We start from the raw sequence: 14435 nt of genomic DNA, 5'->3' as shown, positions 1-14435 counted from the left end.
CGCATCGGATTCCGAACGGTGTTGCGGAATGCTGCTGATGCTAGACCCGCCACGGTTGCGCCACCAGGGACCGCATGGCGCGGCCGCGCCCGGACACGCGAAGAGCGCCGGCCCCGCAGGGCCGGCGCTCCCGGAGCGGATCGGGCTCAGACCAGCGAGTAGCCGGCCTCCGAGACCGCGGCGCGCACGTCCTCGACGCGCAGCGGGCTGTCGGACGCGACGGTGACGGTCGAGCGGCCGCCGGGCACGAGCGCCACGTCGACGCCCTCGACGCCGGCGAGGCCCGAGATCTCCTCGGTCACCGACGAGACGCAGTGGCCGCAGGTCATGCCCTCGACCTCGAAGGTCTGCGACGTCGCGGCCGATTGGGCCGACGCATCCGTCGTCGAGCAGGCGCCGCCGCCGCAGCAGCCGCCGGCCTGGGGCTCGGGGGTGGAGGTGATCTCGATGTCCTGCAGCATGGTGTCCTTCCGGTGGTGGATGCTTCGGGGTATCAGGAGCGCACGAGGCGCGCGATGGCGGCGCTCGCCTCGGCGAGCTTCGCCTCGGCGACCGGGCCGCCCATGGAGGAGGCCTCGGCGACGCAGTGCGCGAGGTGATCCTCGAGCAGTTGCAGCGCCACGGTCTCGAGCGCCTTCGTGGCGGCCGAGACCTGCGTGAGGATGTCGATGCAGTACTTGTCCTCGTCGACCATGCGGGCGACGCCGCGCACCTGGCCCTCGGCGCGACGGAGCCGCTTGAGGAGGGCGTCCTTGTCGGCCGTGTAGCCGTGGGTGGTGTGCGTGCTCATGATGCGACGATGATACCCCGGAGGGGTATCTCCCGGCAAGGGCTACGCGACGGCGCTGACGTGCTCAGGCGTGGCCCAGCTGCGCCAGATGGCCGCGAGCTGCGCGTCGAAGAGCGCGTCGGCCTGGTCAGCCGGGTAGAGGCCGAGCAGCTCGAGCGTGATGAAGCCGTGCACGCCGGCGAAGATGGTGCCGGTCGCGACGACCGGGTCGCCGTGCAGCACGCCCGCCTCGGTGGCCTCGGTGACGGCGCGCAGCAGCGGCTCGGTCGTGCTGTCTCGCGCCTCGCCGACCGCGGGGGAGTCGGCACTGCGGCCGAAGACGACGTGGAACATGGCGGCGTGCTCCTTGGCCCAGGCGCGGATCGCGTGCGCGAGGCCGGAGATGTGCTGGGCGGGATCGTCGACCCGGGCGGCCTCCTGCGCGTCGACGAACGAGCGCGCAGCACGGAGCGTGATCGCCTCGAGCAACTCGCCGCGCGAGCCGAAGAGCGAGTAGACGGCCGACGTCGAGGTGCCGACGGAGGCCACCAGCGGTCGCAGCGAGAAGTCGGGCCCATCCACCGCCATCAGGTCGGTGGCGGCCTCGAGCAGGCGCTGGCGCAGGTGCTCGTCGTGCAGTCGGGGTCGTCCCATGGCGGTAAGCGTACGCTGTTTCCGAGCGCCGTTTCGCGATCGACACGAGATTGCGATGCTCGCAGACGTGCGATCCGGGAAGTTTGGTGCCCCCAGCAGGATTCGAACCTGCGGCCTTCTGCTCCGGAGGCAGACGCTCTATCCCCTGAGCTATGGGGGCCGGGCTGCCGAGGCAGCGTCGTCCAATCTACCACCGCGAGGGCTACGCCCCGACCGCCGCCCAGCCCAGGCCCGCCGCCGCGCCGAGGATCATCCAGGGGCCGAAGGCGAGGTCGGCGCGCAGCGACGTGCGGCGCAGCGCCAGCATCGTCAGCGCCACGAGGGCGAAGACCAGGAACCCGCCCAGGATGCCGAGCAGCACCGCCTGCCAGCCGAACCACCCGAGCGTCAGCCCCAGCACGACCGACAGCTTCACGTCGCCGAGACCGAGGCTCGACGGGGCGAACCACGCGAGCGCGAAGTAGCCGACCCCGACGACGAGCATCGCCAGGAGCGCCGTGCCGAGCCGCGCCCAGTCGCCCGTGATCGCCGCGGCGACCACGAGCATCCCGAGCACGGCTCCCGTGGTCGGCCAGACGATCGCATCCGGGAGGCGGAAGACGGCGAGGTCGACCGCGATGAGCAGGCCGCAGCCCACGGCGAGGGCGCCGAGCGCGACCGCGACCGCCCAGTGGTCTGCGACGGCGGCGCCCCCGGCGCCGAGCAGCGCGGCGAGCGAGGCGGGCACGGCGGGCCGCAGCCAGCGGGACCCGCTCTCGGCGATCCGGCGTGCGCGCGGCGTCAGCAGCCAGGCCGCGACGGCGCACAGCGCTGCCGCGATCGCGATCGCAAGGGGTGGCATCGAAGCGGTTGCTCTGGGTGACGCAAGGTTCTCCGGCGCCCTCAGGCGTCGGGGCTCAAGCCGGCCTCAAGGTCGTGGAACGCCTGCTCGACGAGGTCGGCGATCTTCGACGCCCCTCCGTCGGTGTTCACCCAGACGCGGATCGCGGTCTTGATGGCCGCGGCCGCGACGCCCGCGATGAGGCGGGGGAAGGCGGATGTCTCGGGGTCGACGCCGCTGCGCGCGGCGACCGCCAGGCGCACCGCGTCCTCGAACTCGTCGTACTGCGCCATGCGGTGGGGGAGCAGGGCCGGGAAGCGCTCGACGAGATCCTCCTTGGCCTTCAGCATCGTCAACTGCTCCTTCGACCAGCCGCTGATCGAGGCGGTGAGCACCTCGCTCAGCGAGTGCAGCGGCGCCTCATCGGCGGGCCGCTCCTCGAGGCCGGCGAGCATGTCGATCGGCGAGATGTCGCCGGCCGCCACGAGGGCCGCCTCCTTGGAGGGGAAGTAGTTCGAGACGGTGCGCGGGGAGACGAAGGCGCGCTCGGCGATCTGGTCGATCGTGACGTCGTCGAGCCCCTTCTCCGAGACGAGCGCGAAGGCCGCGTCGGCGATGGTGCGACGGGTGAAGAGCTTCTTGCGCTCGCGCAGGCCGGGCTCAGGAGTGGGGGCGGATTCAGGCATGGGCGGCCACCGTAACAGCGTCGTCGATGAAGCGCGTCGGTGCGCCCGATGCGCTGGCTTCGCGCGTGATCGGGGCGGGGAGCTGCATGGCTCCTCCTGTCGTGCGTGGGGATGTCGTCCCGGTGGGCGAGCCGGCTCGTGCGGGCTCTGTGGTGCAAGTCTGAGGCGTAACGTCGTTACCGTCAAATCAACATGCCGTTTCGGGATTAATGCTGAGGTTGCAACTTCCAGGCTGAGGGAATCTTGAGACTCTGCAATGTTGCGCGATCCGCAACCCCTGTGCCACGCTCTTCCTCGTCGGTTCCACTCGGGCCGGCATCCCGAACAGCACCGGAACCCCAGCCCCGGGCCTGTCAAGTAAGGAACCCTCCATGTACGCATTCCTGAGCGCGGTCAGCGCTTTCGTCTCCGACCGCTTCGACAAGAAGGACCGCGGCGCGACCGCAGTCGAGTACGGCATCATGGTCGCCGGCATCGCGATCGTGATCATCGTCGCGGTCTTCGCCTTCGGCACGCAGCTGCGCGAGCTGTTCGCGGGCCTCGACCTCACGCCGTAAGCACTCTTGATGGCGGCGCTCGGTCTGACCGAGCGCCGCCTCATCTTTACCCGGGTCCAGTGAGGAAGGGTGTCCGATGAGACGTCGTCCGAGGGATAGTGGTGCCGCCGCGGTCGAGCTTGCGCTCGTCCTGCCGATCCTGATGCTGCTGAGCTTCGGCATCATCTCGTTCGGCTACGCCTTCCACGTGCAGACGTTGCTCGACAACGCGGCGCGTGATGCGGTTCGCATCTTCGTGCTCACCGACGGGACGCATGCTGCAGCTGAAGCGGCAGCGGCGAGTCGCGCTGACGAGTCGCTCGCCGGCACCGCGGCTGGCGGCGCGACGCTGCAGCCCATTGCTTCCTGCACGTTGGGGGCGAATGCAAGAGCGGTCGTGCGCCTAGACGACGTGCCGCTGTTCGGCGGCCTGTTCGGGCCGTCGATCGATCTCGAGGGATCAGGAACGATGCGATGCAACGGATGACACACCGATCGGACCGCGGAGCAGTCGCCGTATGGGTCGCGATCCTGATGGTGCCCTTCCTCATTCTGGCGGCGCTCGCCATCGACGTCGGTGCGGCAAACGCTGACCGCCAGCGGCTTCAGCACGGAGCTGATGCGGCTGCCCTTGCTATCGCGCAGGAGTGCGCGCTCGGCGACTGCGCGGGCTCAGACGCGACGGCCCAGGAACTCGCGGACAATAATAGCCCGATGGGCGGCGACCCCACGGCGACGGTCCTCGAGCTCGACGTCGAGAACGGTTGGGTGGAAGTGCAGACCGAGTCGAGCCGCGACTTCTGGTTCGCGCCGATCATCGACCGCGACTCCGCCACCATGCAGGCCACGTCAGCTGCGTCCTGGAACCAGTACCCGACCGGAGGCGCACACCTGCCGCTGGCGATCTCGTGGTGCGAGATCGTTCACTGGGCGGGCCTCGACGCCGGCGATGTGCTGCGGAACGGGGCGGGAGAAGTCATCGGACTGAGCATCCCTGAGGAGGCAACCGATGTCGTGCTCTTCAGCAAAGGCAACAAGACTGACTTCCACGCATGCCCGTCGGGTACGAACCCGAACGGTTCGAATGGCGCTGCTCCTCCGGGCGGCTTCGGCTGGCTCACCACGAGTGCTCCATGCTCCGCGACGACCGCTGTCGACGGCTCCTACTACTCCGAGCCCGGCCGTTCGCCGACGTGCGACGACGCGCAGCTGCGGGAGATGATCGGTACGACCGTCCTCGTGCCCATCTTCGACTCGGTCGTCGGCTCGGGGAGCAGCGGAGCGTATCGAGTGTTCGGCTACATCGCCTTCACGCTCGAGGGGTACTCCAACAACAAGGGCGAAGCGGGAGTGCGTCCTCCGTCGTGCAAGAGCAACGACGACTGCATCTTCGGCACCATCCAGCGGTTTGTCGATCTCGGCTCCGGTTTCACGACCAGTCCGGGCGGGCCACAGCTGGGCACGACCAGTGTGGAGCTGCGTCTCCCGAACGGAGAATGACATGATTCGGCGCCTTGTGATCACGATGGTCGCGCTTCTAGTGGCCACCATCGGCGGCGTGCTCACCTACGTCTACGCAGCCGGCGCGGACGCTCGCGCAATGGCACGGATGACACCCACACAAGTGCTCGTCGTCGCCGAACCCATCGAGGCGGGCACTTCAGCCGAGACGCTCGCACGTTCGGTGACGGTGACCGAGCTGCCAGCTGCGGCGGTAGTAGCTGGTGGCATCACCGACCTCGGCGACGTCGCAGGCATGGTGACCTCCGCCGACCTGCTACCCGGTGAGCAACTGATGGCATCGCGCTTCGCGGCACCCGAGTCGCTCGAACGGGTCGTCGAGATCCCAGAGGACATGCATCAGCTGACGCTCCAGCTGGACGCCAGGCGCGTGGTCGGCGGCCAGCTCAGGCCTGGGGACACTGTCGGCGTCTTCTTCTCCGCTTCGATCGAGACGCCCGGAGGCGAGATCGATCAAACTCACCTCATCCTTCACAAGGTGCTCGTCACAGCGGTGGAAGGCGCGGCGGGCGTCACCACTGACGAGGATGGAGAAGAGGTGGAGCAGGCAGCCGCTGAGAGCCTCATGGTCACTCTCGCGCTGTCGGCCGCCGATGCCGAACAGGTCGTCTTCGCGCACGAGTTCGGCTTCGTCTACCTCTCGCTCGAGAGCTCGAACGTGCCCGAGAGCGGCACGCGAATCGTGACTGCGGTGGAGGGTTTCGAATGAGCAACGTACTCCTGAGGAGCGACTCAGAAGAGCTCCGCGCAAGAGTCCTGGAGGCATCTGCGGGTACGTGCATCGCAGTACCGGTCGGCGCTGGCTCCGCGGATCCGGCCGAGCTGCTGGCGCAAGTTCGTCACGAATCCCTGCCAGACGTCATCGTCATCGATGCCTCGAGATCGCCTGGCGCAGCCCTCGAACTCGCAGGTCGCTTGGACATCGAGCTCCCGGGAACTGCCGTGCTGCTGATCGGTGACGTGGAGTCGCTGGCGGTGTCCGCGATGCACGCGGGCGTGCGAGACGTCTTGGCGCCGGAGGCTGACATCAGCGCGCTCCGTGCATCGCTGGAGCGCGCTTCTCAGGCTGCTCTTGCGCGTCGGGCGCTGTCAGGCGTCGCAATGGCGCTTCCCATGGGGGCCGCAGCCCCAGCTCGGGTGATCACGGTGCTCTCGCCGAAGGGAGGCGCGGGAAAGACGACTCTCGCCACGAATGTCGCCGTGGGCCTCGCTGAGTTCGCGCCGGGAGGGGTCGTCCTTGTCGATCTCGACGTGCAGTTCGGCGACGTAGCGACGGCGCTCGGCGTGGAGCCGGAGTTCACGCTCGACGCAATCGTGCAGGGCGCAGGGCTCCGGGACCCCATCGCCCTCAAGACACAGCTCACGCAGCACAGCTCGGGTCTCCTTGTGATCTGCGCCCCGGAGGACCCTGTCGCGGCGGACGCGCTTGATTCCGAGCAAGTGGCGTCGTTGCTCAGCATGCTCGCATCGCAGTTCCCGTTCGTCGTCGTGGATACAGCTGCGGGGCTCGAGCCGAGAACACTCGCAGCGCTCGACCACACCACGGACCCGATCCTGCTCACGACCTTCGACGTACCCGGTTCGCGCGGCATGCGGAGAGAGATCGCAACCCTGCGGGAGTTGGGCATGCTCAACACCGCGCGCCAAGTGGTGCTGAACTTCGCAGACCCGAAGGCCGGTCTCACGGTCGCGGACGTCGAATCGACGATCAGGGCGAGTGTCGACCTGACGATGCCGTTCTCGAAGTCCGCAACAGCCGCGATGAACATCGGCGAGCCACTCATCCATCACAGCCCGAAGGACCCTGTTTCGAAGCAGATCCGCCGGCTCCTGGGAGCGTACGCCCCCCAGCGCGACGCAACCCGTGGGCGGAGCAGGCGATGACCAGCCTCGCCGAGCGTCTGGCGGCTCGCGCGGAGCCGGCGGGGAGCCCCTCACCGGAACCGGTACCTGCTACACGACGTGCCCGTCGAGCAGTCGAAGCGGCAGACTCGCCGCACACCGAGCAGGCGGAAGGCAGCGCCGCAAGCGACACCGAGGAGAGGCCGTCGGCCGACCAACCGGACGCGCTGCTCCGAGTGAAGCAGCGCGCGGCCGATGCGCTCTACGTCCACATCGGATCGCGACTGAACGATCCGAACCTCTCTGAGGAGCAGCTGCAGGGCATCGTTCGTGACGAATTGATCCGGATCGTCGAGGCTGAGCAAGCGCCGCTCACCGTCGAAGAGCGCCAGCGTCTGATCAACGAGGTGCGTGACGATGTGCTCGGGCTCGGTCCGCTGCAGCGCCTCATGGACGATCCGTCGGTGACGGAGATCATGGTCAACGGGCCGGAGAACGTCTACGTCGAGCGCGAAGGCAAGCTTGGTCGCGCCGCGGTGCGCTTCACCTCGGAAGAGCAGCTGCGGCATGTGATCGAACGCATCGTCACTCGGATCGGGCGTCGCATCGACGAGTCGTCTCCAATGGTGGATGCTCGTCTCGAGGATGGGTCGCGCGTGAACGCCGTGATCCCCCCGCTTGCGTTCACGGGATCGACGCTCACGATCCGGCGGTTCGCCAAGGACCCCTACAAGGTCCCGGACCTCATCAGGTTCGGCACGTTGACACAGCAGATGGCGCGCTTGCTCCAGGCCTGTGTAGAGGGCAAGCTCAACATCATCGTCTCGGGCGGTACAGGTACTGGCAAGACGACGTTGTTGAACGTTCTCTCTTCCTTCATCCCAGCGCGTGAGCGCATCATCACGATCGAGGATGCGGTCGAGCTGCAACTGCAGCAGGAGCATCTGGTGCGTCTTGAGTCTCGCCCGCAGAACACCGAAGGCAAGGGCGAGGTGACGATTCGCGACCTCGTGAAGAACTCGCTCCGAATGCGTCCGGACCGGATCGTTGTGGGCGAGGTCCGAGGCGGCGAGACGCTCGACATGCTGCAGGCGATGAATACCGGCCACGACGGATCGCTGTCCACGGTGCACGCGAACTCTCCGCGCGACGCGATTGCCAGGCTGGAAACCCTCGTGCTGATGGCCGGCATGGATCTCCCTCTGCGGGCGATCCGCGAACAGATCGCCTCCGCGGTCGATGTCATCGTGCAGCTCGACCGCCTGCGCGATGGCACCCGCCGCGTGACTGCGGTCACTGAAGTCGTGGGCATGGAGGGGCAGATCGTGACGCTCCAGGACGTGTATCTCTTCGACTACGGAGCGGGCCAGGACGCGAATGGCCGATTCCTGGGCGTCCCCATCGCGACCGGCGTGCGGCCGAAGTTCACCGAGCGCCTTCACGACCTTGGCGTCGCCTTGCCCCACGGCATGTTCGACGCGCCGGTGTCGCGATGACGCTTGTTGCGGTGGCGACGGTGGCTGTCGCAGTCGGCATCGGATCCGCGGTCGTCGTAGCGGCCGACCCCGGCCGCGCGCGGCTGCCCCTCGCCAGGCGCCGCCCCGCGCCCGAGGCGGGCGACAGTGCGCTTGCGGGAGCCGCCGAGGCGGCAACATCACTTGTCGCGCGTCTTATCCATCGCCGCTCCGACGCCCTTGCCCGGACGCTCGATCTCGCCGGACTGCGCACGAGGCCGCAAGACTTCGCTTTTCTCGTGGCCGTGGTGGGAGTAGCGCTTGTAGCTGCACTGCTCGTACTCGGCTTCGGCTGGCTCGCGCTTCCAATCGGGGCCATTGCTCCCTTGGCTGCCGTTCTCTTCTTGCGCCTCCGAATCGCCCGACGTCGTGAGGCATTCGCGAGCCAGCTCGATGGGACTCTGCAACTGCTCGCGTCTAGCCTCCGAGCCGGCTACAGCACCATGCAAGCTCTGGGCTCGGTAGCGCAGCAGTCCGAGGAGCCGAGCGCGAGCGAACTTGCACGCGTCGTCAACGAGGCGAGAATCGGACGCCCCGTGGTGTCGGCGCTGGAGGAAGCAGCGGAGAGGATGGCCAGCGAGGACTTCGAATGGGCGACCCAGGCCATCGCGATCAATCGTGAGGTAGGCGGCAGCCTCGCAGAGACTCTGGACGGAGTTGCGCACACGATCCGTGAGCGCGGCCTGGTACGGCGGCAGGTCAGAACACTGAGTTCTGAGGGGCGACTCTCGGCCGTGATCCTCGTGGCGCTGCCATTCGTCGTGGGCGGGGTGATCATGCTCATCAGTCCTGGGTACATTGCGCCGTTGTTCCAGACGCCGCTCGGCATCGCCTTGCTGGTCGTCGGCGTCGTGCTGATGGTCATCGGCAGCGTCTGGCTGCACAAGATCGTGGAGATCAAGTTCTGATGTCCGAGCCGCCGATCATCCTCGTCTCAATCCTGACGGCGCTTGCTATCGGAGCCCTGATATGGGTCTTGCTCAGTTCCGCCCGTCCCAATCGCTCCAGGGCGCTCGTCAACCTGCAGCGCGGACACGTCGGTCCCGAGGCTGCACGCGGGGAAACCCAACAGTCGGGCCTCTCGCGCTTCGCCCGCCGAGTGACACCGCCTCCGCTCGTCGCGCTTCTCGAACGCCAGCACGCTAGGGCGGGGCGACCGGCGAACTGGCCCATCGATCGGCTTCTAACACTGAAGGCTGCGCTCGTACCGTTCGCCACTGCGGTGATCGGCCTGCTTCTCATGGCCGGAACAGATGTGGTGCTGGTGCTGGTGACGGTTGCCGCCGCGCTCCTCGGGTACTTCCTCCCAGACCTGCTACTCGTGAGCCGAGGCCAGGAACGCGACCAGCGGATCGAGACAGAGCTCGCCGACACTCTCGATCAGATGACGATCGCGGTTGAGGCCGGGCTCGGCTTCGACGCCGCGATGGCGCGTGCCGCGAGCAATGGCAAGGGAGCGCTCGCGGAGGAGTTCACACGGACGCTGCAAGACATACGCATGGGAGTGACGCGACAGCAAGCCTTTGACGACCTCGGTCGGCGAAATGAAGTTGCGGATCTTCGGCAGTTCGTGCGCGCGATCCAGCAGGCCGATGCATTCGGTATCTCGATCGGAGACGTGCTTCGTACGCAAGCCGGCGAGATGCGACTGAAGCGACGCCAGCGGGCAGAGGCGAAGGCCCAGCAGGTCCCGGTGAAGGTCGTGTTCCCGCTGATTGTCTGCATCCTGCCTGCGCTGTTCATCGTGGTGATCGGGCCCGCAGTCATGAACATCATCTCGGCGTTCAGCAACGTCTGACCACGGACGCTGGTCTCCGCCTGTGGGAGGATCGCAGACAAATGCGCACCGCCCACGCCACCTTCTCCATGTCCCTCGTGGGCGAGACGGACGTCAACCTGCTCGTCCTGCCTGCCGAGGCCTACGCATCCGACGACCAGGTCTCGGTGAGCGTCGACGGCGCACCGGTCGAGTGGCAGATCGCGCCCGCCGCGCACGACACGCGGCAGCTGCTGTTCACGGCGCCCGCGGGCCGGCTCGACGTCGACGTGCGCACGAGCCTCGAGGGCCTCACCCGGCCGCTCGACGACGGCGACCCGGCGCGCTACCTCGAGGACTCCCGCTACGTCGAGGCCAGCGCGCTGCGCCGCTTCGTCGACGAGCGGTTCGGCCGCGTCGCCGGCTTCGACGCGATCGCGGCGATGCGCCAGTGGATCGCGCGCGGCTTCACCTACTCGCCCGCGCTGTCGGGCATCGACGACACCGCGGTCACGTCGCTCGAGAAGAGCGGCGGCATGTGCCGCGACTACGCGCACGTCATGATCGGGCTCGCGCGCGCTGCGGGCATCCCCGCCCGCTACGTCGGCGTCTACGCGCCCGGGCTGCAGCCGCCCGACTTCCACGCTGTCGCCGAGGTGCACCTCGACGACGAGTGGTGGGTCGTCGACGCGACCGGCCTCGCGCCGAGGCAGAGCCTCATCCGCATCGCGACCGGAGCGGATGCGCTCGAGACGGCCTGGGCGACGACCATGCGCAACCCCGTCGTGCTGCAGTCGGTGATGGTGCGGGCGAGCGACGATGCGCTCGAGGAGGGCGCGGTCGACGACGTGGGCGCGCGGGTGCGGATCGCATAGACGGCTGAGTGGTCTCGACTCGACGGCCTGCGGCCGTCGGCTCGACCAGCGGAAAGCGGAGACAGGCCGTCGGCCCGACCGGCGGGGGAGTCGGCCAGCGGGGACGGGGCTACTGCAGGTTCGCCGCGACGTCGTCGATGACCGGCTGCGCATCCTGCGCGGCGCCGAAGTACTGTGAGGCGGCAGCGATCGCGAGGTCGCCCTCGATCGAGGTGGCGACGCCGAGGTCGCCGACGCTCTGGAACTCGACCGCCGTGAAGCCGTCGGCCTGCTGCAGCACGCCGATCACGAGCCGGTCGGGGCCCGTGACGTGCTGGTACGCGCAGACGGTGCCGCCCGCGTCGGCGATGTCGCCGATCGCGCCCGGCAGCGTGCCCTCCTCGGCGGTGGCGGCGAAGTTGGGGTTGAACTCGTACAGCTGCTCGGCGCTCAGCACGTTGGTGCAGGGCAGCTCGCCCGCGATCGGCGGCGTGGTCGGCAGGTCGCTGCCCGTCGGCGCCGGCGTCGGCGTCGGCGTCGGCACGACCTCCGAGGGGGTCGGCGTGGGCGTCGGCTCGGCCGACTCGGTCGCCGTCGCCGACGCCCCGGGCGTCTCGCTCGGCGCGAAGACGCCCGGCTCGCAGCCCGTGAGCGCCAGCGCCGTCGCGGCCGCCACGACGACGGCAGGGAGGAGACGGCGGATGCGCGGGGCGGTCGGGGCCGACGGGCTCAGGGCAGACATGGCCCCAGGCTAGGGGTCGCCCCCGACCGGGCGCGGGCGGCGCGCGGACTACGATCGAGGCCATGCAGCCTTCTGAGATCTCCGCCATCGTGCACGCCGCCGTCCGCTCCGCGGTCGCGCGACGAGCGGCCGAGGTGGAGGTCGGTGCGGGCGACATCGTGCTCGAGCGGCCCCGCAACCGCGACCACGGCGACTGGGCGACGAACGCCGCGATGCGCTTCGCGAAGAAGGCCGGCGTCGCGCCGCGCGAGCTCGCCGAGGAGGTCGCCGCCGAGCTGGCCGCGGTCGATGGCATCGAGCGCGCCGACGTCGCCGGCCCCGGCTTCATCAACCTGACGCTCGCGGCCGGCGCGGCGGGCGAGCTGGCCCGCACGATCGTGGAGGCGGGCGACGCGTACGGCTCCGGCGAGACCCTCGCGGGCGTGCGCATCAACCTCGAGTTCGTCTCGGCCAACCCGACCGGGCCCATCCACATGGGCGGCACCCGCTGGGCCGCCGTCGGCGACAGCCTGGGCCGGGTGCTCGAGAAGCAGGGCGCGCTCGTCACCCGCGAGTACTACTTCAACGACCACGGCGCGCAGATCGACCGCTTCGCGAAGAGCCTCGTCGCGGCCTTCCGCGGCGAGCCGACCCCCGAGGACGGCTACGGCGGCGCCTACATCGCCGAGATCGCCAAACGCGTCGACGACTCGTACGACGGCGACCTGCTCGACCTCGACGACCAGACGCTGCAGGAGACGTTCCGCGAGCGCGGCGTCGCGCTCATGTTCGCCGAGATCAAGCGCGACCTGCATGAGTTCGGCGTCGACTTCGACGTCTACTTCCACGAGCACCAGGTGCAGTCCGACGGCTCGGTGCAGCGCGCGATCGACGTGCTGCGCGAGCGCGGCCACGTCTTCGAGGAGGACGGCGCGCTCTGGCTCCGCACCACCGACTTCGGCGACGACAAGGATCGCGTGATCGTGCGCTCCAACGGCGCCCCCGCCTACTTCTCCGGCGACCTCGGCTACTACCAGAACAAGCGCGAGCGCGGCTTCGAGCAGAACATCATCATGCTCGGCGCCGACCACCACGGCTACGTCGGCCGCATGATGGCGATGTGCGCCGCCTTCGGCGATACGCCGCACCAGCACCTCGAGATCCTGATCGGGCAGATGGTCAACCTCATGCGCGAGGGCGTGCCGGTGCGCATGTCGAAGCGCGCGGGCACGATCGTGACGATGGAGGACCTCGTCGACGCGGTGGGCGTCGACGCGGCCCGCTACGCGCTCGTGCGCTCGAGCGCCGACACGCCCCTCGACATCGACCTCGAGCTGCTCACGCAGCGCACGAACGACAACCCCGTCTACTACGTGCAGTACGCGCACGCCCGCATGTCGGCGGTCGCCCGGAATGCCGTCGCGGCCGGCGTCGACCGCAGCGAGTTCGACCCGTCGCTGCTGACGCACGAGTCGGAGTCGGCGCTGCTCGGCGCCCTCGCCGACTTCCCGCGCGTGCTCGCGCAGGCCGCCGAGCTGCGCGAGCCGCACCGCGTCGCGCGCTTCGCCGAGGAGCTCGCGGGGCTCTACCACCGCTGGTACGACGCGTGCCGCGTCGCGCCGCAGGGCGACGAGGAGGTCACGGCGCTGCACCGCACGCGCCTGTGGCTGAACGACGCGACCGGTCAGGTGCTGCGCACGGCGCTGTCGACGGTCGGCGTGGGCGCGCCGGAGCGGATGTAGAGGAGCAGCCCCCGCCGGTCGAGCCGCGCGGCGGCCGGAGGCCGCTGCGCGAGTCGAGACCAGGTGTCGCAGCGTGCGCCGGAGTGGTCTCGACTCGGTCCGCGCGCTGCGCGCACGGACCGGCTCGACCAGCGGAGTGGCGGCGCCGGAGTGGTCTCGACTCGGTCCGCGCGCTGCGCGCACGGACCGGCTCGACCAGCGGAGTGGCGGGCGCCGGAGTGGTCTCGACTCGGTCCGCGCGCTGCGCGCACGGACCGGCTCGACCAGCGGGGCGGCGGCGTCAGGTGCGACGCGTGCGACGCGCCGCCGCGCGGTAGGCCGAGACGCTCGGCTCGCCCGGGATCCAGAACCGCCACGGGAAGGCCGATGCGTCGCCGCCGGGACCGCTGACGCCCACGCGCGGGCCCGTGCGGAAGGCGGGCGGGGCGTCGGCGGGCGTGAACGACCAGGCGGCGGTCATCCCAGCACGGGCCTCCGGCCCTGCTCGATGCGCGGGGGAGTCGTCGGCGAACGCCGCGCCGTCGTCGGCGAGCGTCGCACCGAGTGCCTGGGCCACGTTGCCCGGTCCGCGCGCGAGCTCGCCCGCGATGCGGGTCGCCCGGCGCACGTGCCGTCGCTCGGCCGCGAGCTCGGCGCCCTCGACGACCTCGCCGGCGCGCACGAGCACGCCCCAGCCGGAGCCCTCGGGGCCCGCGACGACGTTCACCGCGTGATGCATGCCGTAGGTGAAGTAGCAGTACACGTGGCCGCCGGGGCCGAACATCGTGGCGTTCCTGGCCGTCTTCCCCCGGAACGTGTGGGCGCCCGGGTCGTCGCTGCCGCGGTAGGCCTCCACCTCGGTGAGGCGCAGCGCGACGGCGCCCGACGCATCCGCCCGCCGCAGCACGCCGCCGAGCAGGAGCGGCGCGAGCTCGACGGGGTCGCGCTCGAACCAGGCTGCATCGGGGGAGGGCACGCCAGCACGCTACCCGCCGGTCACCGGTCGAGGATGCGTCGCGGAACGAGGAGGGCGCGTCCTCG

General features: G+C 69.5%; 18 protein-coding genes and 1 tRNA gene. 10 read left to right on the top strand and 9 right to left on the bottom strand.

Features of this window, described 5'->3' with window-relative positions; genetic code table 11:
- Positions 1-146: 146 nt before the first annotated feature.
- The 6 genes from AC1RNL_RS07115 to AC1RNL_RS07090 form a co-directional block, all read right to left on the bottom strand.
- Positions 147-461 carry a heavy-metal-associated domain-containing protein gene (locus AC1RNL_RS07115; protein ID WP_146357215.1) on the bottom strand — a complete coding sequence of 105 codons (315 nt, stop codon included), beginning with the start codon at positions 459-461 and terminating at the stop codon, positions 147-149.
- Positions 462-493: 32 nt separating this feature from the next.
- Positions 494-790 (bottom strand): metal-sensitive transcriptional regulator, encoded by a 297-nt coding sequence (locus tag AC1RNL_RS07110; protein WP_492934828.1) that lies wholly within the window; start codon positions 788-790, stop codon positions 494-496.
- A gap of 42 nt (positions 791-832) precedes the next feature.
- A complete protein-coding gene (locus tag AC1RNL_RS07105) occupies positions 833-1423 on the bottom strand; it encodes a TetR/AcrR family transcriptional regulator (protein ID WP_492934827.1) in 591 nt (196 codons plus the stop codon).
- 84 nt (positions 1424-1507) lie between these two features.
- Positions 1508-1583 (bottom strand) — tRNA-Arg (locus AC1RNL_RS07100).
- A 42-nt stretch (positions 1584-1625) separates the two neighbouring features.
- Positions 1626-2264: an A24 family peptidase gene (locus AC1RNL_RS07095; RefSeq protein WP_492934826.1), complete on the bottom strand. Its 639-nt coding sequence runs from the start codon at positions 2262-2264 to the stop codon at positions 1626-1628.
- A gap of 41 nt (positions 2265-2305) precedes the next feature.
- Positions 2306-2929 (bottom strand): TetR/AcrR family transcriptional regulator, encoded by a 624-nt coding sequence (locus AC1RNL_RS07090; RefSeq protein ID WP_492934825.1) that lies wholly within the window; start codon positions 2927-2929, stop codon positions 2306-2308.
- Between the two features lie 371 nt (positions 2930-3300).
- On the opposite strand from AC1RNL_RS07090, the gene AC1RNL_RS07085 reads away from it, so the two are divergent.
- The 6 genes from AC1RNL_RS07085 (at position 3301) to AC1RNL_RS07060 (ending at position 8324) form a co-directional block, all read left to right on the top strand.
- The gene (locus AC1RNL_RS07085) at positions 3301-3486 is read left to right on the top strand and encodes a Flp family type IVb pilin (RefSeq protein ID WP_492934824.1); all 186 of its coding nucleotides are present in this window, start codon (positions 3301-3303) and stop codon (positions 3484-3486) included.
- A 76-nt stretch (positions 3487-3562) separates the two neighbouring features.
- A complete protein-coding gene (locus tag AC1RNL_RS07080; RefSeq protein ID WP_246990643.1) occupies positions 3563-3952 on the top strand; it encodes a TadE family protein in 390 nt (129 codons plus the stop codon).
- The gene (locus AC1RNL_RS07075) at positions 3940-4965 is read left to right on the top strand and encodes a TadE/TadG family type IV pilus assembly protein (RefSeq protein WP_492934823.1); all 1026 of its coding nucleotides are present in this window, start codon (positions 3940-3942) and stop codon (positions 4963-4965) included. The genes AC1RNL_RS07080 and AC1RNL_RS07075 overlap by 13 nt, the downstream gene beginning before the upstream one ends.
- 25 nt (positions 4966-4990) lie before the next feature.
- The gene (cpaB, locus tag AC1RNL_RS07070) at positions 4991-5695 is read left to right on the top strand and encodes a Flp pilus assembly protein CpaB (protein ID WP_492934908.1); all 705 of its coding nucleotides are present in this window, start codon (positions 4991-4993) and stop codon (positions 5693-5695) included.
- The gene (locus AC1RNL_RS07065; protein ID WP_492934822.1) at positions 5692-6870 is read left to right on the top strand and encodes a CpaE/TadZ family protein; all 1179 of its coding nucleotides are present in this window, start codon (positions 5692-5694) and stop codon (positions 6868-6870) included. The genes cpaB and AC1RNL_RS07065 overlap by 4 nt, the downstream gene beginning before the upstream one ends.
- A complete protein-coding gene (locus AC1RNL_RS07060; RefSeq protein WP_492934821.1) occupies positions 6867-8324 on the top strand; it encodes a TadA family conjugal transfer-associated ATPase in 1458 nt (485 codons plus the stop codon). Before AC1RNL_RS07065 ends, AC1RNL_RS07060 begins: the two co-directional genes overlap by 4 nt.
- Positions 8325-8482: 158 nt before the next feature.
- Here AC1RNL_RS07060 and AC1RNL_RS07055 read toward each other — a convergent pair whose 3' ends face one another.
- Positions 8483-8749: a hypothetical protein gene (locus tag AC1RNL_RS07055; RefSeq protein ID WP_492934820.1), complete on the bottom strand. Its 267-nt coding sequence runs from the start codon at positions 8747-8749 to the stop codon at positions 8483-8485.
- 36 nt (positions 8750-8785) lie between these two features.
- Between AC1RNL_RS07055 and AC1RNL_RS07050 the strand changes: the two genes are divergently transcribed.
- From AC1RNL_RS07050 to AC1RNL_RS07040, 3 genes are read left to right on the top strand one after another with little or no spacing between them, the layout of a single operon-like run.
- On the top strand, positions 8786-9250 hold the full coding sequence (locus AC1RNL_RS07050; RefSeq protein WP_492934819.1) for a type II secretion system F family protein: 465 nt from the start codon (positions 8786-8788) through the stop codon (positions 9248-9250).
- Positions 9250-10140 carry a type II secretion system F family protein gene (locus tag AC1RNL_RS07045; protein WP_492934818.1) on the top strand — a complete coding sequence of 297 codons (891 nt, stop codon included), beginning with the start codon at positions 9250-9252 and terminating at the stop codon, positions 10138-10140. The genes AC1RNL_RS07050 and AC1RNL_RS07045 overlap by 1 nt, the downstream gene beginning before the upstream one ends.
- 41 nt (positions 10141-10181) lie before the next feature.
- Positions 10182-10973 (top strand): transglutaminase-like domain-containing protein, encoded by a 792-nt coding sequence (locus AC1RNL_RS07040; RefSeq protein ID WP_492934817.1) that lies wholly within the window; start codon positions 10182-10184, stop codon positions 10971-10973.
- 109 nt (positions 10974-11082) lie between these two features.
- Here AC1RNL_RS07040 and AC1RNL_RS07035 read toward each other — a convergent pair whose 3' ends face one another.
- Positions 11083-11694 carry a hypothetical protein gene (locus AC1RNL_RS07035; protein WP_492934816.1) on the bottom strand — a complete coding sequence of 204 codons (612 nt, stop codon included), beginning with the start codon at positions 11692-11694 and terminating at the stop codon, positions 11083-11085.
- A gap of 62 nt (positions 11695-11756) precedes the next feature.
- On the opposite strand from AC1RNL_RS07035, the gene argS reads away from it, so the two are divergent.
- Positions 11757-13415, top strand: coding sequence for an arginine--tRNA ligase (gene argS, locus AC1RNL_RS07030; RefSeq protein WP_310121279.1), 1659 nt, complete (start codon positions 11757-11759; stop codon positions 13413-13415).
- Between the two features lie 280 nt (positions 13416-13695).
- On the opposite strand, the gene AC1RNL_RS07025 is transcribed toward argS, so the two are convergent.
- On the bottom strand, positions 13696-14370 hold the full coding sequence (locus tag AC1RNL_RS07025; RefSeq protein WP_492934815.1) for a DNA-3-methyladenine glycosylase: 675 nt from the start codon (positions 14368-14370) through the stop codon (positions 13696-13698).
- Between the last annotated feature and the right edge of the window lie 65 nt (positions 14371-14435).

Source organism: Agrococcus sp. GW821-FHT14H11, from assembly GCF_058803545.1.
Note: the sequence above shows the minus strand (reverse complement) of the source record. Positions and strands in the feature narration are given on the sequence as shown.